At 56.3% G+C, this 18,790-nt stretch carries 15 protein-coding genes; 6 read left to right on the plus strand and 9 right to left on the minus strand.

Annotation, left to right across the window (positions count from 1 at the left end):
* Positions 1–4: 4 nt before the first annotated feature.
* A complete protein-coding gene (gene helD / locus OHJ17_RS16450; protein ID WP_009485779.1) occupies positions 5–2,059 on the minus strand; it encodes a DNA helicase IV in 2,055 nt (684 codons plus the stop codon).
* A 124-nt stretch (positions 2,060–2,183) separates the two neighbouring features.
* On the opposite strand from helD, the gene OHJ17_RS16455 reads away from it, so the two are divergent.
* Together OHJ17_RS16455 and yccS are read left to right on the plus strand one after the other, a co-directional pair.
* The gene (locus OHJ17_RS16455) at positions 2,184–2,630 is read left to right on the plus strand and encodes a YccF domain-containing protein (protein WP_002898425.1); all 447 of its coding nucleotides are present in this window, start codon (positions 2,184–2,186) and stop codon (positions 2,628–2,630) included.
* A 17-nt stretch (positions 2,631–2,647) separates the two neighbouring features.
* Entirely contained in the window at positions 2,648–4,783 is a 2,136-nt protein-coding gene (yccS, locus tag OHJ17_RS16460; protein ID WP_002898422.1) for a YccS family putative transporter, read from the plus strand.
* 13 nt (positions 4,784–4,796) lie between these two features.
* On the opposite strand, the gene OHJ17_RS16465 is transcribed toward yccS, so the two are convergent.
* Positions 4,797–5,393 carry a TfoX/Sxy family DNA transformation protein gene (locus OHJ17_RS16465; RefSeq protein WP_004179217.1) on the minus strand — a complete coding sequence of 199 codons (597 nt, stop codon included), beginning with the start codon at positions 5,391–5,393 and terminating at the stop codon, positions 4,797–4,799.
* A gap of 348 nt (positions 5,394–5,741) precedes the next feature.
* Here OHJ17_RS16465 and sulA point away from each other — a divergent pair, with 348 nt between their 5' ends.
* Together sulA and ompA are read left to right on the plus strand one after the other, a co-directional pair.
* Entirely contained in the window at positions 5,742–6,251 is a 510-nt protein-coding gene (gene sulA, locus OHJ17_RS16470) for an SOS-induced cell division inhibitor SulA (RefSeq protein WP_004179215.1), read from the plus strand.
* Between the two features lie 352 nt (positions 6,252–6,603).
* Positions 6,604–7,674: a porin OmpA gene (ompA, locus tag OHJ17_RS16475; protein ID WP_002898408.1), complete on the plus strand. Its 1,071-nt coding sequence runs from the start codon at positions 6,604–6,606 to the stop codon at positions 7,672–7,674.
* Between the two features lie 131 nt (positions 7,675–7,805).
* Here ompA and matP read toward each other — a convergent pair whose 3' ends face one another.
* Complete coding sequence (matP, locus tag OHJ17_RS16480) at positions 7,806–8,258, minus strand: macrodomain Ter protein MatP (RefSeq protein ID WP_002898404.1); 453 nt, start codon at positions 8,256–8,258, stop codon at positions 7,806–7,808.
* Between the two features lie 185 nt (positions 8,259–8,443).
* Between matP and OHJ17_RS16485 the strand changes: the two genes are divergently transcribed.
* Complete coding sequence (locus OHJ17_RS16485; protein ID WP_114504149.1) at positions 8,444–10,201, plus strand: AAA family ATPase; 1,758 nt, start codon at positions 8,444–8,446, stop codon at positions 10,199–10,201.
* 69 nt (positions 10,202–10,270) lie between these two features.
* The gene (fabA, locus tag OHJ17_RS16490; protein WP_002898398.1) at positions 10,271–10,789 is read left to right on the plus strand and encodes a bifunctional 3-hydroxydecanoyl-ACP dehydratase/trans-2-decenoyl-ACP isomerase; all 519 of its coding nucleotides are present in this window, start codon (positions 10,271–10,273) and stop codon (positions 10,787–10,789) included.
* A 68-nt stretch (positions 10,790–10,857) separates the two neighbouring features.
* Here fabA and rmf read toward each other — a convergent pair whose 3' ends face one another.
* The 6 genes from rmf to rlmKL form a co-directional block, all read right to left on the minus strand.
* Positions 10,858–11,025: a ribosome modulation factor gene (gene rmf, locus OHJ17_RS16495; RefSeq protein ID WP_002898396.1), complete on the minus strand. Its 168-nt coding sequence runs from the start codon at positions 11,023–11,025 to the stop codon at positions 10,858–10,860.
* Between the two features lie 253 nt (positions 11,026–11,278).
* Entirely contained in the window at positions 11,279–11,842 is a 564-nt protein-coding gene (pqiC, locus tag OHJ17_RS16500) for a membrane integrity-associated transporter subunit PqiC (RefSeq protein ID WP_002898392.1), read from the minus strand.
* The gene (pqiB, locus tag OHJ17_RS16505) at positions 11,839–13,479 is read right to left on the minus strand and encodes an intermembrane transport protein PqiB (protein ID WP_004179201.1); all 1,641 of its coding nucleotides are present in this window, start codon (positions 13,477–13,479) and stop codon (positions 11,839–11,841) included. Before pqiB ends, pqiC begins: the two co-directional genes overlap by 4 nt.
* A complete protein-coding gene (pqiA, locus tag OHJ17_RS16510; protein WP_004147849.1) occupies positions 13,469–14,737 on the minus strand; it encodes a membrane integrity-associated transporter subunit PqiA in 1,269 nt (422 codons plus the stop codon). The genes pqiB and pqiA overlap by 11 nt, the downstream gene beginning before the upstream one ends.
* A 14-nt stretch (positions 14,738–14,751) precedes the next feature.
* Positions 14,752–16,659: an ABC transporter ATP-binding protein gene (locus OHJ17_RS16515; RefSeq protein ID WP_004147848.1), complete on the minus strand. Its 1,908-nt coding sequence runs from the start codon at positions 16,657–16,659 to the stop codon at positions 14,752–14,754.
* 12 nt (positions 16,660–16,671) lie between these two features.
* A complete protein-coding gene (rlmKL, locus tag OHJ17_RS16520; protein ID WP_004147847.1) occupies positions 16,672–18,777 on the minus strand; it encodes a bifunctional 23S rRNA (guanine(2069)-N(7))-methyltransferase RlmK/23S rRNA (guanine(2445)-N(2))-methyltransferase RlmL in 2,106 nt (701 codons plus the stop codon).
* Positions 18,778–18,790: the final 13 nt, after the last annotated feature.

Below are 18,790 nucleotides of genomic sequence, written 5' to 3' on the forward strand. Positions count from 1 at the left end.
GCGATTACGGCTTCCTGGCCACGGGCACATCCAGCGCCTGCAGGATCTCGACAAACGGCGAAGGTTGCGCCTTGTTAAATAACAGCCATACCCGGTGACGAGCGCGGGTGAGCGCCACGTACAACAGTCTACGCTCCTCCGCATCCGGAAAATCTTCCGGCTGTGGCAGGAGCGCCTGCTCCATAATCGACTCGCGCGCCGGGGCCGGAAACGCATCCTCCCCCTCCTGCAGTCCCAACACAATGACAAAGTCAGCCTGCTGACCTTTGCTGGCATGAATCGTCATAAAATCAAGCTGCAGGTGCGGCCAGCGCGTCGCCGCTTTGTTGAGCGCCTCAGGCTTCAGATGGTGATAACGGGCAAGCAGCAGGATGCGCTGCTCGGGCTTAACGTAACCGCTCAGCTTATCCAGAAGATCGTCCAGCTTGTCGTCGGCTAACAGCGTGACGGCCTTTTTATCACCTGCCATAAGGCTGTTCAGCGGTTTGCTTAACTGATGCGGATTTTGCTGGATAAAGCCATTGGCTATTTCGCCGATACGCCCGTTAAAGCGATAGGTGGTATCCAGCGCACAGCAATCCCCTTCGCCAAAGTAGTGGTTGAATGCGGTGGTCAGAGAAAGCTGCGCCCCGCTGAACCGATAGATCGCCTGCCAGTCATCCCCGACGGCAAAGAGCGTGGTTTGGCTATTCTGCCGGCGTAACGCGGCCAACAGCGAGGCTCGCTGCGGCGAAATATCTTGAAATTCATCCACCAGAATGTGTTTCCATGGGCTGACGAAGCGGCCTTTATCGAGAATATTGACCGCCTGATGGATCAGGCCGGAAAAATCGACCGCATTCTCGGCCTTGAGCGCCGCTTTCCAGTCTTTCATCAGAGGCGACATCAGCTTCACCCGTTTACTGAACAGGTCGCGTACCGCTTCCGGCGCCCCGGCAATCATCTCCGCCTGGGAGCCGCCGTGCATGCGCATCAGGCTCACCCAGCGGTCAAGCCGGCTGGCCATCCGCCGCTGCACCTTTTTGTCCTGCCAGAAGTCCCCCTCCGGCAGTTGCCAGCCCATCTCTTCTTCCAGCCACAGGCGCCAACCTTTCGCCTGCGCTTTTTTCTCCTGGCACTGCTTTTGCCAGCTTTTCAGCAGCAATGCGTGGCGGGCCGCAGTATCGCTTTCCAGCTTACTGATAGTGGGCACTTTTTTGCTGCCCTGCTGAATAATATGCAACGCCAGCGAATGGAAAGTACGCGCGGTAATATCATCTGATGCCAGACGCTCGCGGATCCGCTCATCCATTTCCTGCGCCGCCTGGCGGCCGAATGCCAGCAGCAAAATTTGATCTGCCGCGGCTTCTCCCCGCGCCAGCAGCCAGCCCGCTCGCGCCACCAGTACCGAGGTTTTACCGCTGCCCGCTCCCGCCAGCACCAGCAGGGAGCGCTCGCCGTTCACTACCGCACGCGCTTGTGACGCATTGAGCGGGGACGACTCAACGCTATCAAAAAATTCGCGATATTGCTCCAGCATCGCCTCGGTAAAGGCCTGGTTATGGGCCAGACGCGTCGCTTCAATATCGCCTAACCAGCGCTGACACTCCCGCCACAGCTCCCGGCAGTTATCAAAGGCATCAAGCCGACTGGTGGGCATCGGCAAACCAGTCAACGCATGGCGTATATTATCCTGAACATCCGCCACCTGCTGACGGGTTAGCCACTTGCCTTCTGCGCGAGTGTGCTCGATCGTCGCCAGCTGCTGCTTCAGCACGCCGGCGGCGATATTGCTCATCTCCGTGCTCCACTGCTGCCAGAGTGTGTGTAAATGATGATAAAAGCGCTGCGTTTCGCTCCACTCGGTACCGTGCAAACGCACGACTTTCCCGTCCGGTAGCACAAACTCCAGTTCGCCCCAGACCAGACCGCGCTTACAATGCACTGACAATAACTGATTGAAAGGTATAAGATACTCATGACGATCGCCGGAAACTTTTACCCCGGCGTTCAGTAGCTGCACCCGATCATAAGGGTGCTGAGCCATGCGTTTGCCCAATGTTGTCGCTTTAAGTTCCATATAATGTCGATTTTCAATCAGGGTGGATTGTTTTTCAGTTTAACCGCCCCGGACCAGGTGCTCCAGCGCAAAAAAACGTTACAATCATCAGGTCTTATTATCCACCGGGCAAAACCGAGGCTTTATGCGTACCATTCTGAATATTTTGAACTTTATCCTTGGCGGTTTCGCCACCACTCTAGGCTGGCTACTCGCCACCCTGGTCAGCATCATTCTGATCGTCACGCTGCCGCTGACTCGTTCCTGCTGGGAAATCACTCGCCTTTCGTTATTTCCCTACGGTAACGAGGCGATTCATGTTGACGAGCTCGAGCCGGGGCGCAAAAACGGTCTACTGAACGCCGGCGGTACCGTTCTGAACATTCTGTGGTTCATTTTTTTCGGCTGGTGGCTCTGCCTGATGCACATTTTCAGCGGTATAGCTCAGTGCCTGACTATCATAGGCATCCCGGTGGGGATCGCGAATTTCAAAATCGCCGCCATCGCCCTCTGGCCGGTGGGTCGCCGGGTCGTTTCTGTGGAAACCGCGCGTGCTGCGCGTGAAGCCAATGCGCGTCGTCGCTTTCAGTAACAGAACGGAACACGGACATGATTAGCCCCCTGCTACGCCGCTACACCTGGAACAGCGCCTGGCTTTATAACGTACGAATTTTTATCGCGCTCTGCGGCACAACGCTGTTTCCCTGGTGGATCGGCGAAGTCAAACTGACCATCCCCCTCACCCTCGGCGTCGTGGCTGCGGCTCTGACCGACCTTGACGACCGTCTGGCCGGCCGTCTGCGTAATCTTGCCATTACTCTGGTTTGCTTTTTTATCGCCTCCGCCTCCGTGGAGCTGCTGTTTCCGTGGCCGCCGCTGTTTGCCCTTGGTTTGACCGTGTCTACCATCGGCTTTATTTTGCTTGGCGGCCTCGGTCAGCGCTATGCGACCATTGCCTTCGGCGCCCTGCTTATCGCCATCTACACCATGCTCGGCGTCACGCTGTACGATCATTGGTATCTGCAGCCGTTGTTCCTGCTGGCGGGGGCCGTGTGGTACAATCTGCTGACGCTGTCCGGGCACCTGATCTTTCCGATTCGTCCATTGCAGGACAACCTGGCGCGTAGCTATGAGCAGCTGGCCCGCTATCTTGAGCTCAAATCCCGGCTGTTTGATCCTGACCTTGAGGATGAGAGCCAGGCGCCGCTGTACGATCTGGCGCTCGCTAATGGCCAGCTGGTAGCTACGCTTAACCAAACCAAGGTCTCGCTGCTAACCCGACTGCGAGGCGATCGGGGCCAGCGCGGAACCCGCCGCACCCTGCAGTACTACTTTGTGGCCCAGGATATTCATGAACGCGCCAGCTCATCGCATATTCAGTATCAAACCCTACGCGATCAATTTCGCTATAGCGATGTGATGTTCCGTTTCCAGCGTATGCTTTCGATGCAGGCGCAGGCCTGCCAGAAACTGTCGCGGGCGATTCTGTTACGCGAACCCTATCAGCATGATGCCCATTTTGAACGGGCGTTCATGCATCTCGATGCGGCACTTGAGCGCGTGCGCGCCGGCGGCGCATCCGACGAGCAGCTCAACGCCCTCGGGTATTTACTGAATAACCTGCGCGCTATCGATGCTCAGCTGGCCACCATTGAATCGGTGCAAACCACCGCGCCTGCCGGGAGTAATACCGAGACGCTGCTGGCCGACGACAGACTCGGCGGTCTGAGCGATATCTGGCTGCGCCTGCAGCGCAATATGTCGCCAGAGTCGGCCCTTTTCCGCCACGCAGTACGTATGTCGTTGGTGCTCTGCGCCGGCTATGCCTTTATCCAGTTTACCGGGCTCCAGCATGGCTACTGGATCCTGCTAACCAGCCTGTTCGTCTGTCAGCCGAACTATAACGCCACCCGCCATCGCCTGGCGCTAAGGATTATCGGCACGCTGGTTGGGGTGGCGATCGGCCTGCCGGTCCTGCTGCTGGTTCCCTCTGTTGAAGGGCAACTGCTGTTGATCGTCCTGACCGGCGTGCTGTTTTTTGCCTTCCGTAACGTGCAGTACGCCCATGCCACGATGTTTATTACGCTGCTGGTGCTGCTGTGCTTTAACCTGCTTGGCGAGGGCTTTGAAGTCGCGCTGCCGCGTATCATTGATACGCTGATCGGCTGCGCCATCGCCTGGGCAGCGGTCAGCTTCATCTGGCCGGACTGGAAATTCCGCAACCTGCCGCGGGTGCTGGACCGGGCAATGAACGCGAACTGCCGCTATCTGGACGCGATTCTGGAGCAGTATCATCAGGGCCGCGACAACCGGCTGGCCTACCGTGTCGCGCGTCGTGACGCCTACAACCGTGATGCTGAGCTGGCCTCCGTCGTCTCGAACTTATCGACTGAACCACGCGCGGATGCCACCCAGCGAGAAACCGCCTTTCGTCTGCTATGCCTTAACCACACGTTCACCAGCTACATCTCCGCTCTTGGCGCGCATCGGGAAAAACTGTCCACGCCGGAAATCCTCGCCCTGCTGGATGATGCAGTCTGTTATGTGGATGACGCCTTGCACCATACCCCCGCGGATGAACAGCGGGTGCAACAGGCTTTGAACAGCCTGCAAAGCCGGATCCATCATCTGGAACCGCGCGCGGACAGTAAGGAACCCTTGGTCTTACAGCAGATTGGCCTGCTGCTGGCGCTGCTGCCTGAAATCTGCCGCCTGCAGCAACGGGTCCACGCCCAAACCGAATAACAAGGCTTTTCCGCTACCGGGTAGCCGCCCATTCGAGAAGCTCCTGACGCCGTGGCGTCGGGAGCGCGGCGGCATGTACCCCGGCAATCGCCCCCTCCAGCGCCAGCAATACGCTCAGCGATAAAGAAGCATTATTTACGCGTAGCCTCAGCCATGCCTCCTGCGCACCAACTTCCCGCAACGTCCTAACGTCCGGTATGCCCGCGTGAATCAGCTGCAATTCCATATGAAAGCTGATATTGGGTAAATCCTTCAGGCGGCCCGACGCCCGTCGGCAGTTCTTTTCGCGCTGCGCACTCTGCCACGACAGTAGCGATAGCCGAAAAAGCTGCTGCTCATCGCGCCATAAAGTGTCGTCAATTTGATAATACTTCAGCGGCACTATGCGGCCGTGTCGGCGCAGCGTTAACAGAGGATTACGATGTTCCACCCGATAAGCAGCGCTCTGCTCGCAGGCCTTCAGATAAATGTTCCCCTCGGCCACCATCGCAAATACCGTATCATCAATAGCCAGGCTGTAGCCGCCAAAGAGCGGACGAGTATGCAGTTGACCCAGCGGTGAGACGCAGGCCTGAAATTGCGGGAGCCGCGGACAAACTAGTTTTCTCATGATCATTCCTTTGTTAATCATGTAATTAAACTTAAGTTGTTAACGGATCCGCTAAGAGAAAACATAAGGGACTTCCCGGGCAGCAGCAAGATGATTTTCGCCGACTTTTTCACCAGAATGCGGTTTTGCGAGACGCTTTCAGAAAATCGCAAGCGTTGCAGCAATCGACAGGGAGAAATGAAACCATTAGCGCGCGTTAAGGATTGGATAATGCAGGGGCTTCTTTTGACAGATAAGGAACCACGAGAAGCGATTAAATTCCCGGCAGCAAAATGGCAAATTGCGGTTGATCTTTTCCCCTGGCGAAGATACTGTATATGCATACAGTAACTAAAGGCGGGATAGACTATGTTTACTTCAGCTCACGCAAACCGTTCAGCACAGGCTTCTGCTCCGGCAGGCCACTACGCTCATCGTTCTGGCGAACAGAACACCAATGGGCTGATCAGTGAAATTGTCTATCGTGAAGATCAACCCATGATGACGCAGTTATTGCTGCTACCTTTATTACAGCAGCTGGGTCAACAGTCGCGCTGGCAGCTGTGGCTCACGCCGCAACAAAAGCTCAGCCGCGAATGGGTTCAGTCCGCCGGTCTGCCGCTGTCCAAGGTCATGCAAATTAGCCAGCTCTCTCCCTGCCATACCATAGACTCAATGATCCGTGCCCTGCGCACGGGTAATTATAGTGTGGTTATCTGCTGGCTGGCGGAGGAGTTAACCGCTGACGAACATGAACGTCTCGTTAACGCTGCCCAGGTAGGGTCCGCGATGGGATTCATCATGCGCCCGGTGCGAAATCAGGGCACGCTCGGCAGACAACTCAGCGGGCTAAAAATTCACTCAAATTTGTATCATTGAGTGAAATTAGGATTATTCCTGGAATTTTTTTTACCGCTGGGAAAGGTACAGCGTTTTTTATGGTCTTTTTCGCGGAATGCCTGCCACACGGGGATTTCTGTCTTTTTTTCGTGTACGAAAATCAACCATATTTGTTAAATATTGTGTACACAACCCTTTTTTTTCATATGCCTGACAGAGTTCACACTTGTAAGTTTCGAACTAAGTTGTAGACTTTACATCGCCAGGGGTGATCGGCTTACGCTGCATGTATCAGCATAGTTAACAACAAGTCACGCCCCCGGTGAAGGATTTAACCGTGAGGTCTTTTGTAACTTCATGGCGAATTTTGGATGATAATGAGGCGCAAAAAATGAAAAAGACAGCTATCGCGATTGCAGTGGCACTGGCTGGCTTCGCTACCGTAGCGCAGGCCGCTCCGAAAGATAACACCTGGTATGCAGGTGGTAAACTGGGTTGGTCCCAGTATCACGACACCGGTTTCTACGGTAACGGTTTCCAGAACAACAACGGTCCGACCCGTAACGATCAGCTTGGTGCTGGTGCGTTCGGTGGTTACCAGGTTAACCCGTACCTCGGTTTCGAAATGGGTTATGACTGGCTGGGCCGTATGGCATATAAAGGCAGCGTTGACAACGGTGCTTTCAAAGCTCAGGGCGTTCAGCTGACCGCTAAACTGGGTTACCCGATCACTGACGATCTGGACATCTACACCCGTCTGGGCGGCATGGTTTGGCGCGCTGACTCCAAAGGCAACTACGCTTCTACCGGCGTTTCCCGTAGCGAACACGACACTGGCGTTTCCCCAGTATTTGCTGGCGGCGTAGAGTGGGCTGTTACTCGTGACATCGCTACCCGTCTGGAATACCAGTGGGTTAACAACATCGGCGACGCGGGCACTGTGGGTACCCGTCCTGATAACGGCATGCTGAGCCTGGGCGTTTCCTACCGCTTCGGTCAGGAAGATGCTGCACCGGTTGTTGCTCCGGCTCCGGCTCCGGCTCCGGAAGTGGCTACCAAGCACTTCACCCTGAAGTCTGACGTTCTGTTCAACTTCAACAAAGCTACCCTGAAACCGGAAGGTCAGCAGGCTCTGGATCAGCTGTACACTCAGCTGAGCAACATGGATCCGAAAGACGGTTCCGCTGTTGTTCTGGGCTACACCGACCGCATCGGTTCCGAAGCTTACAACCAGCAGCTGTCTGAGAAACGTGCTCAGTCCGTTGTTGACTACCTGGTTGCTAAAGGCATCCCGGCTGGCAAAATCTCCGCTCGCGGCATGGGTGAATCCAACCCGGTTACTGGCAACACCTGTGACAACGTGAAAGCTCGCGCTGCCCTGATCGATTGCCTGGCTCCGGATCGTCGTGTAGAGATCGAAGTTAAAGGCTACAAAGAAGTTGTAACTCAGCCGGCGGCTTAAGTTATAACCGATAAAAAAACCCGCTTCGGCGGGTTTTTTTTATGCCCTCTCGCCCACTTCAGCGGCTGAGAGCTGTGAAGCAGCCCCCGGCCAGGGCAACCACCAGCAGGCGGGTCGACGATCCTACCTGGCTATTCTTTCCCTAACAGTACCTGCAGATCGTGCTTCAGGCTCGACATTTTGCTGGCATATTTCTCTTTGTGCTCGGCATCTTCAATCAGCTGGACGATGGTTTCAGACAAGGTTTTGCCCCGCCGCTGCGCCAGGCCAGCAAGACGCTGCCAAACGACAAACTCAAGGTCGATAGACTTCTTACGCGTATGCTGATGCTCAGCGTTAAAATGGCGTTTCCGTCGCGCGCGGATAGTCTGCTTCATGCGGTTCATCAGCGCCGGATTCATATGCTGCTCAATCCAGGCATGCACCAGCACAGGTTCATTCTCGAGCGTCAGCAAGTCATCTACCGCAGCTTGCGCAGCGCTGGCCTCAATGTAGCGGGTAATCAGCTCACCTTCCCGGTGCTTCTTTACCAGATATTTCCATTTCCAGCCGCTTTCAAGATTTTCCAGTTGTTGATATTTCATTGCGATCTCAATGTGACCGTGTAACTCATTTCAGGATATCAGTTTTTTTCTGATGTGCTGAATATAAATCATTATTCGTGAAGTCTGCGACCGGGTAATCATCAGGGTAACCATAATCCTCCGTGTGCTCGGTCGCGGCATCAGGTATAATTGCGCGCTTTACATCTAACTAAAAAACAGCGACTTTGACCATTACGAAACTGACCCGAACCGACCTTGCGCCTGATCTGGAAGCTTACCAGGCGCTGTTTGCTCAAGCTGAACTTTCCCATCCGGCCCCCTCCCTCTCGGGCGATCTGCAGCCGCGTTTGTTCTATGGGCTTGAGCAGCTGCTGTACACGCCGGCAGTCTCCTCCTTCATGCTGGTGAAAGCCCCTGAAGAGCCGGAATATCTGCAATGGCTGGCGGCTGAAACCCGGACTCTGCACGAGCCTGCCGCACCGCTTTACGGCGTCCGCTATGAGGTAACCGACGCTCAGGTGACGCTCGCACCGGCGCAGGGCGCTGAGGATAATTTCGCCAGTACTGCCCCGGTCGTGATGGCCGATTGGGTAGAAGCGGAACAGCTGTTTGGCTGCGTACGCCAGTTTAACGGTGCAATCACCCTCCAGCCTGGGCTGGTCCATCAGGCCAACGGCGGCGTGCTTGTGCTTTCGCTACGTACACTGCTGGCGCAACCGCTGCTGTGGGTGCGTCTGAAAAATATGGTGACTCGTCAGCGCTTTGACTGGCTTTCTATGGATGAATCGCGTCCGCTGCCGGTCAGCATTCCCTCCATGCCGCTGAGTCTGAAAATCATCCTGGTGGGCGAACGCGAATCGCTGGCCGATTTCCAGGAAATGGAGCCGGAGCTGGCTGCGCAGGCGATCTATAGCGAGTATGAAGACACTCTGCAGTTTGCTGACGCCGACACGCTAAAGGCCTGGTGCCAGTGGGTATGGCAGAATGCGCAGCAGCTGGAGCTGCCGGGCCCGGCAGCCGATGCCTGGCCTCTGCTGATCGATGAGGGAACGCGCTATACCGGCGATCAGGAGACCCTGCCGCTCAGTCCGCTATGGATAACCCGCCAGCTGCGGGAAGCCGCCGCCTTCTGCGAAGGCGAGGAGATTACCGGCGAAGCGATGCAGACCATGCTGGCGCGCCGGGTATGGCGTGAAGGCTACCTGGCGGAGCGTATGCAGGATGAAATCCTGCAGGAACAGATCCTGATTGAAACCGAAGGCGAATGCGTCGGGCAGATCAACGCCCTGTCGGTGATCGAATTCCCCGGTCATCCACGCGCGTTCGGTGAACCTTCACGCATCAGCTGCGTCGTGCACATTGGCGATGGCGAATTTATCGACGTCGAACGTAAAGCCGAGCTGGGCGGTAACATTCATGCGAAAGGCATGATGATCATGCAGGCTTTTCTGATGTCCGAGCTGGAGCTGGAGCAGCAGCTTCCCTTCACTGCTTCGCTGGCCTTTGAGCAGTCCTACAGTGAAGTGGATGGCGACAGCGCCTCCATGGCGGAACTCTGCGCCTTAATCAGCGCCCTGGCCAACGTACCGATAAATCAGAGCATCGCGATCACCGGCTCCGTCGACCAGTTTGGTCGCGTGCAGCCGGTCGGCGGCCTGAACGAGAAAATTGAAGGCTTCTTCACTATCTGTCAGCAGCGCGGTTTAACCGGCAAACAGGGAGTGATTATCCCTGCCGCCAACGTTCGTCATCTCAGCCTGAGCCACGAGCTACGTCAGGCCGTTGCCGACAACCAGTTTGCTATCTGGGCCATTGACGATATTACCGAAGCGCTGCCGATGTTGACCCAGCTGATGTGGGACGGTGAAGGACAGACGCTGCGACAAACCATTCAGGAGCGGATAGCGCAGGCGACCCAGCAAGAGACTCGCCATCGTTTTCCGTGGCCGCTACGCTGGTTAGGTGGGACAAGTTCTAACTGATCGGACTTGTTCAGCTTACACGTGTTAGCTATCCTGCGTCCCGAACTTAAAATAAGGCTTACTGAAAACATGGTAGATAAACGCGAATCCTATACAAAAGAAGATCTTCTTGCCTCTGGTCGTGGTGAACTGTTCGGCGCGAAAGGCCCGCAGTTACCGGCACCAAACATGCTGATGATGGACCGCGTCATCAAAATGACCGAAACCGGTGGTAACTACGATAAAGGTTATGTTGAGGCAGAACTCGACATCAATCCTGACCTGTGGTTCTTCGGTTGCCACTTTATCGGCGATCCGGTGATGCCGGGCTGCCTGGGCCTGGATGCTATGTGGCAGCTGGTCGGGTTCTATCTTGGCTGGCTGGGCGGCGAAGGCAAAGGCCGCGCGCTGGGCGTTGGCGAAGTGAAATTTACCGGTCAGGTTCTGCCGACCGCGAAAAAAGTCACCTACCGTATCCACTTCAAGCGCATTGTTAACCGTCGTCTGATTATGGGACTTGCGGATGGTGAAGTGCTGGTTGACGATCGTCTGATCTACACCGCGAACGATCTGAAAGTGGGTCTGTTCCAGGATACTTCCGCTTTCTGATAACATTCAGTAGCGATTAAAAGGCGAAGCCCCCGCTATGCGGAGGCTTCTTTTTTAAAGAGACAGTGTCAGGCCGTTAGTACCCTGTCCTCCATGGCTTCTCGCCAGCCTCCCAGCCACCATGAGCGTTGATTCAGGCTCTGGTATGGACACATTTCTTTCGATCTTCCCGCGATACCCGCCTGATATCCGCGTTGATGTGCCCGTTCCAGGCGATCTCGTTTTTGTCTCTTCATGCCTCGTTTCCCTCATTCTTTGATCTGGTGGAAAAGAAAACAGTGGTCGCAAATTGTGCAGCCACGAGTTACGAATACCGCGAAAAGAAGGCAACGTCAATGCGCAAAATTCACGCCAGTGTCATATTTGTGACCTATATAAGAGTTCATTTTTTGTTCGCTCGGCGCAGCCGCCGGTAACAAACTGACCTGGCAAAAAAAATGCCGCGCGGCCCAGGTGAACCGCGCGGCAGATCATTATGATGAATTTTACTTATGGCAGACGATTAAGCTCGCTGGCAATGGCAGCCGCCTCCTGGCTCCACGCCTGCGCCAGGGTCTTGACCATCGCGTCATAACCATCCTGTTCCTGCCTGAGGACGATGTTAAACGGGCGCTTAATCAGCTGTCCCTGATGCTTCAGCAGCCACTCACCGCTAACGATAACCCGCCCGTCATAGCGACCATGAAAGCCATTGACCGCAACGTTGAGGGTATCCTGCTCGCTCCCCAGCGGCTGGGACGACACTACCCAGCCGGGCAACTGCTGGCTGAGATTTGCCACCAGCGTAGTGCGCAGCTGCTGATCCAGCGGACTGGCCCACAGATTATTATTGGCGATCACATACTGCACGTCGGTGGTCTGATAGACCACCCCGTTACCCGCCAGATAATCCGGGATGCTGACCTGCTCTACCCACAGCAGACGTGCCCCCTGACTGGCGGCGCTCTGCGCGCCGCCCTGCACAACCGGTAGCTGATAGTATGTCTTGCTTTCCCCGCCGCTACTGCACGCCGTCAGTACGCATACGGCTGCCGCCAGTAACCATTTTTTCATTGTTTCGCTCCCTTCGGCTGTGGATCTTTTTTATCCTTCGCCTCAAATACCAGCGCATTGCTCTTATCATTTAGCGTTTTCAGAACCGGCTGCAGCTCACGCAGCACCTGATCCAGACGCTGCATATCGGCCACCATCTTATTGTAGGCCGCAGAGCCAGGCTGGAAGCCCTGCATGCTACGGTTCAGCTCACGCAGCGTCGTCTGCATATCGGCGGGCAGCTGCTGCATTGACTGGCTGGAGGTGATCTTATTCAGATTATCCAGCGTGGTCTGCACGTGCTGCATCGTCTTCTCGCTCTGCGCCAGGGTGCTGGTCGCCTGCTCCAGCAGCGGATTAATCGGCAGGTTATTAATCTTATCCAGCGCATCCATCAGACGCTGCTGGATCTGTGCCAGTCCACCGCTGATGGTCGGGATAATCGGATAGCCGTTAAACTCCTGTATTTTCCCGCGCGGGGGCGCCTTCGGATAGAAGTCGAGATCGATATACAGCGCGCCGGTCACCAGGTTACCGGTTTTCAGCGAGCCGCGCAGTCCGCGGTTGATCAGATCGTCAATGTGGGCGCGAATATTCGGATCGCCGCCAAGCTGATTAATCAGCCGTTGCGGTTCAACCCGCACTTCCACTGGAATACGATAGTCATCGTTCAAACGCTGCTTCAGCCCCGGAATAAAGAACGGCACTTTGCCGACGGTGCCCAGACGGATACCGCGGAACTCCACCGGCGCGCCCGGCTGCAGGCCGCGAACCGAGTCTTTGAAGAACATGACGTAATCGATATGCTCGGTAAAGACTGAATCCTGGATGCTCTTCTGATCGTCAAACAGATGGTATTCCGTTTTATTCGCCACCGGCTCGCCGAGGTCCAGTCCTTCAGGAATATCGAAGCTCACCCCGCCGCCAAACAGCGTCGACAGCGAGCCCATCTCGACGCGCATCCCCGCCGAGGTCAAATCTACAGCGATCCCGCTGTCCTTCCAGAAACGAACGTTGGTGGTCACCAGGCGATCGTTCGGCGCATTGATGAACAGCTGGTAAGTTATACGACGTTTCTGCGTGTCGAAGGTGCTGGTTTCCACTGACCCCACGCGATAGCCGCGGAACAACACCGGATCGCCCGGCGACAGCTGGCCCGCCTTGCTGCTTTCCAGCAGAATACGGATCCCCTTGGCATCCGGCGAGGCCAGCGGCGGAGAATCCAGTAGCGGATACTGCGCTGGCACCGAACCTTTCGTTCCCGGCTGCAGTTCAATATAGGCCCCGGACAACAATGTCCCAAGACCGCTGATCCCCTCGCGCCCAACCTGCGGCTTTACCACCCAGAAGACGGAATCGTTGTGCAGCAGCTTCTGCATCCCGGAATTGAGGCGGGCTTTGATTTCCACGTGGGTGAGATCGTCGGTCAGCGTCGCGCTCTCCACCACCCCAACGTCTACGCTGCGGCTCTTGATCCGGGTTTTTCCCCCTTCAATCCCTTCCGCATTGGTGGTGATCAGCGTGACCTCAGGCCCCTGATGGCTGTAATGATAAAACAGGATCCATGCCCCGATCAGCGCAGTGACGATAGGGAAGATCCACACCGGTGACCAGTTCTTCACCTTCTGCACTTTCGCTTCTCCGCTCTTATTTTCCATGTTGTTGTATTTCCTCATGGCTTGAATCTGGCTCACGATCCCACAGTAAACGGGGATCAAATGTCATGGCTGAAAACATGGTCATCACCACCACCAGCGCAAACATGACCGCGCCGATGGCTGGATAGATATTCATTAACCCTCCCATGCGGACCAGCGCAGAGAGCACGGCGATGACAAAAACGTCAATCATTGACCAGCGGCCAACAAATTCCACCACCTCATAGATCAGATGCATGCGCTCCGAATCTCGCGCGCCGTTGCCGTTGGCGTTCCAGCACAACCAGGCGATAGCGATCATCTTCAGCGTCGGCACCATAATACTGGCGATAAAGATCACCAGCGCCACCGGATAAGAACCTTCGCTCCACAGTAAAATCACCCCGGCCATAATGGTCGATGGCATTTTATCGCCCAACAGATCGGTGATCATGATCGGCATAATGTTGGCAGGGAGATAAAGGATAAATGACGTCACCAGCAGCGCCAGCGTCCACTGCAGGCTATTTTTGCGCCGCGCCGTTCCTTTACTGTTACAGCGCGGGCAGACGGTCTGATCGACCGGCAACACCGCCGTACAGCAGGCACAGGAGCGCAGCCCCTGACGGATACCGGTCACCCCGACCTTCAGCGGCTGGGTAATGGCCGGCATGGGGGCAATATCATCCCATAGCCAGCGGCGGTCGACGCACTGAAAAGTACGTAACTGCAGCAGGCAAAACATACACCAGGGAACAAAGCTCAGACCGATGCCGATATCACCGTAGGCCATCAGCTTGACGAAGCTCACCAGTACGCCGGCAAGAAAGATCTCCGCCATGCCCCAGGTTTTCAGTTGAAAGAGAATTCGCGCAAGGAACGTCTTCAGGCCGGCAGGCATTCTGACCCGATTAACCAGCAGCAAAATGGTGACCAGGCAAAACGCCGGCACTAATTGAACAAAGAGTAAAAAGAAAGTCCCGAGACTGGCGTAATCCTCGGTAAACAGTACGTTGGGAATTTCCAGCAGCTCTATTTCGCTACTGATGCCGCCCACTTTCATATAGATAAAAGGGAACAGGTTGGCCAGCAGCAGCATAAACAGCGCGACCAGCGCATACGCCGTGGGACGCTGGCGAGGCGCGTCCCACGTGGTGGTTAACGTTGTACCGCAGCGCGGGCAGGCGGCTTTCTGGCGATGCTCAAGCTGCGGCAAAGCCACCAGCAAATCACATTGGGGACATAGAATATGTCGCGCAGCATGATGATGATCGCACATGACAACTCCTCGGCTCAGGCGCCGTTCTTTAATCCTTCGAGATATTCCCAGCGTTCAAAGGCCGCTTCCAGCGCCTGCTCCGCTTCGGCCAGCTGCGCCAGCACCTGCTGCGTGCGATCGTGCGGTTGCCCGAAGAAATCGGGATCGGCAACCTGATCCTGCAGCGTCTGCAGTTCGGCCTCGAGAGCCTCCAGCTTCTGCGGCAGTTGTTCCAGCTCGCGCTGCAGGTTATAGCTTAGTTTGTTCCCGCCGCGTTTGACAGTTTCTGCTTTTGGCTGAGCGACTTCCGTCGTTTTTTTAACGACCGTCTGCTTTTGCGCCAAAGACTGGGCCTGCTGACCGCGGGCGTCGTGATAGCCGCCGACGTACTGGCCAATACGACCGCCGCCTTCGAAGATCCAGCACTCGGTCACGGTATTGTCGACAAACTGACGATCGTGGCTCACCAGCATCACGGTCCCCTGATAACCATCGATCAGCTCTTCCAGCAGCTCCAGCGTTTCAACATCGAGGTCGTTAGTCGGTTCATCAAGGATCAGCAGATTGCTGGGTTTCAGGAACAGCCGGGCCAGCAGCAGGCGGTTACGTTCCCCTCCGGAAAGCGCACGTACCGGGGTCATCGCTCGTTTCGGATGGAACAGGAAGTCCTGTAGATAACCCAGCACATGGCGTGGCTTACCGTTAACCATTACCTCCTGTTTGCCTTCCGCCAGGTTGTCCATCACCGTTTTATCCGGATCCAACTCCGCGCGGTGCTGGTCGAAGTAGGCGACCTCCAGCTTGGTGCCAACATGGATCCGCCCGCTGTCGGCCTGCAGCTGGCCGAGCATCAGCTTCAGCAACGTGGTTTTCCCGCAGCCGTTGGGGCCGATCAGGGCGATCTTGTCGCCGCGCTGGATCTGTGCGGAGAAATCCTTCACCAGCACTTTGCCGTCAACCTGATAGTTGACGTTTTCCATCTCAAAGACGATTTTGCCGGAACGGGAAGCCTCCTCAACCTGCATCTTCGCGCTGCCCATCACTTCCCGACGCTCACCGCGCTCGCGGCGCATCGCCTTCAGCGCGCGGACTCGGCCTTCGTTACGGGTCCGGCGCGCTTTGATACCCTGACGGATCCACACCTCTTCCTGGGCCAGCTTGCGGTCAAATTCTGCATTCTGCAGTTCTTCGACCCGCAGGGCTTCTTCTTTATCGAGGAGATACTGATCGTAATTTCCCGGATAGGTCACCAGCTTGCCACGATCGAGGTCGACAATGCGCGTCGCCATATTGCGGATAAAGGAACGGTCATGCGAAATAAAGATAATCGTGCCTTTAAAGGTTTTCAGGAAACCTTCCAGCCAGTCGATGGTTTCGATATCGAGGTGGTTAGTGGGCTCATCCAGCAGCAGCACGCGCGGCCCACTGACCAGGGCGCGGCCCAGCGCCGCTTTACGTAGCCAGCCACCGGACAGCGACGCCAGCTGCGCATTGGCGTCAAGGCCCAGCTGCTCAATCACTTCGTTAATGCGGCTGTCCAGCTGCCATAGTCCCAGGTTATCGAGCTGCTCCTGCAGGCGCGCCAGTTCATTTAAATTTTTGTCGCTCGGATCGGTCATCACCTGATGCGACACGTCATGGTAGGCTTTCAGATAAGCCGCCTGCTCGGCGATCCCTTCGGCGACAAAATCGTACACCGTACCAGCAACGTTCCGCGGCGGATCCTGCTGCAGACGCGCCACGATCAGGTCCTGTTCATAAATGATGCGTCCGTCATCCAGCCCCTGTTCGCGGTTGAGGATCTTCATCAGGGTAGATTTACCGGCGCCGTTGCGTCCGACGAGGCAGACGCGTTCGTTATCTTCAATATGCAGCTCGGCATTATCCAGCAGCGGCGCATCGCTGAAGGAAAGCCAGGCGCCGTGCATACTAATCAGTGACATTATTTATTCCTTTCAGGCTGCGGTAATCAGCCAGCAGTTGTGGATCTGACGGTTGCGGGCAAAATCCTGCGACAGCGTTTTTTGCGAAATCTCTTGCGCCTTCAGGCCAAGCGCCGCCAGCCCGTCATGATCCATACGGAAACCGCGTTTGTTATTCGAGAACATAATGGTGCCGCCTTTACGCAGCAGACGTTTTAGATCGGTCATCAGGCGAATGTGATCGCGCTGGACGTCAAACGCATCTTCCATTCGTTTGGAGTTGGAAAAGGTCGGCGGATCGATAAAGATCAGATCGAACTGCTCGGTGCTCTCCCGCAGCCAACCCAGCACGTCCGCCTGCATCAGGCGATGCGCGCGGCCGGTCAGGCCATTGAGACGCAGGTTGCGTTCCGCCCACTCCAGGTAGGTGCGTGACATATCCACCGTGGTGGTGGATCGCGCACCGCCGAGGCCTGCGTGGACGCTGGCGCTGCCGGTATAGGAGAACAGGTTCAGGAAGTCCTTACCTTTACTCATCTGGCCGAGCATGCGACGGGCGATACGGTGGTCGAGGAACAGACCGGTATCCAGGTAGTCGGTGAGGTTGACCCACAGGCGCGCGTTATACTCCTGTACCTCAATAAAGTCGCCCTTCTCCGCCATCTTCTGATACTGGTTTTTCCCCTTCTGCCGTTCACGGGTTTTCAGCACCAGCTTGTTAGGCGCCATGTCCAGTACGGCGATAGTCGCAGCGATGATGTCGAACAGACGCTGGCGCGCCTTATGCGCGTCGACGGTTTTCGGCGGGGCATACTCCTGGACCACCACCCAGTCGGCATAGCGGTCAATGGCCACGTTGTATTCCGGTAGATCAGCATCGTACAGGCGATAGCATTCGATTCCTTCCTGGCGGGCCCATTTTTCAAACTTCTTCAGGTTTTTACGCAGACGGTTAGCAAAATCCTCCGCCAGCATCGCCGGCTTGCCGCCTTCGCTCTCCGCCAGGTGATAATTCTTCTGCACGCAGTCCAGCGGGCCGTTCTTGGCTTTAAACTGCTTGTCGGCACGCAGCTGCAGGCAACTCAGCAGCTCCGGCGAAGCGCTGAATACCGACAGGTTCCAGCCGCCGAACTGACTTTTCATTATCCGGCCAAGCAGGCTGTGCAGAGCGATCAGCGCTGGCTCGCTTTCCAGACGTTCGCCGTACGGCGGGTTACTGATCACCGTCCCGTACGGGCCTTTCGGCAGCGGGTTGTTCAGTTGGGCGACGTCTTTCACGTCAAAATCGATCAGCTCGCCAATGCCGGCGCGGCGGGCGTTGCGGCGCGCGCGCTCGATTACGCGCGCGTCGACGTCTGAGCCGTAGAAGCGTGACTCATACGCTGCCAATCCCTGACGAGCGCGGGTTTGCGCTTCCGCCTTCACCTCTTTCCAGATGGCGTCATCGTGCTGCGCCCAGCCGCCAAAGCCCCAGTGGCCGCGGTGCAGGCCCGGCGCGCGGTCGGTCGCCAGCATCGCCGCTTCAATCAGCAGGGTACCGGAGCCGCACATCGGATCGAGCAGCGGCGTACCCGGTACCCAGCCAGAGCGCATGACGATCGCCGCCGCGAGATTTTCTTTGATCGGCGCCATTCCGGTACCATCGCGATAGCCGCGCAGGTGCAGGCCTTCGCCGCTCAGATCCAGCGAGATGTGCGCCGTCTCTTTGTTCAGCCAGACGTTGATCCGCAGATCGGGCGACTCACGATCGACGTTCGGGCGCGGTAGATTCTTACGGGTGAAGCTGTCGACAATGGCGTCTTTAACCTTCAGCGCGCCGTACTGGCTGTTACGGATCTCGTCATTGAGGCCGCTAAAATGCACCGCGAAGGTGGCGCCAGGGTTGAACATCTCCGTCCACGGAATGGCCTGTACGCCGAGGTACAGATCCAGATCGCTGTATACGCGACATTCGCCCAGCGGCAGCATGATGCGCGAAGCCAGCCGGCTCCACATCAGGCTTTGATACAGCAGGCGCGTATCCCCCTGAAAATGGACCCCGCCCTGGACTACCTGGCAGTCCGTCGCGCCAAGCCCTTCCAGTTCAGTTTTTAACAGCTCTTCCAGCCCACGAGCCGTACTGGCAAACAGAGAATTCATATCGTCACTTTTA

Source organism: Klebsiella sp. KP20-425-1, from assembly GCF_025813515.1.
GTDB classification, from domain to species: domain Bacteria; phylum Pseudomonadota; class Gammaproteobacteria; order Enterobacterales; family Enterobacteriaceae; genus Klebsiella; species Klebsiella pneumoniae.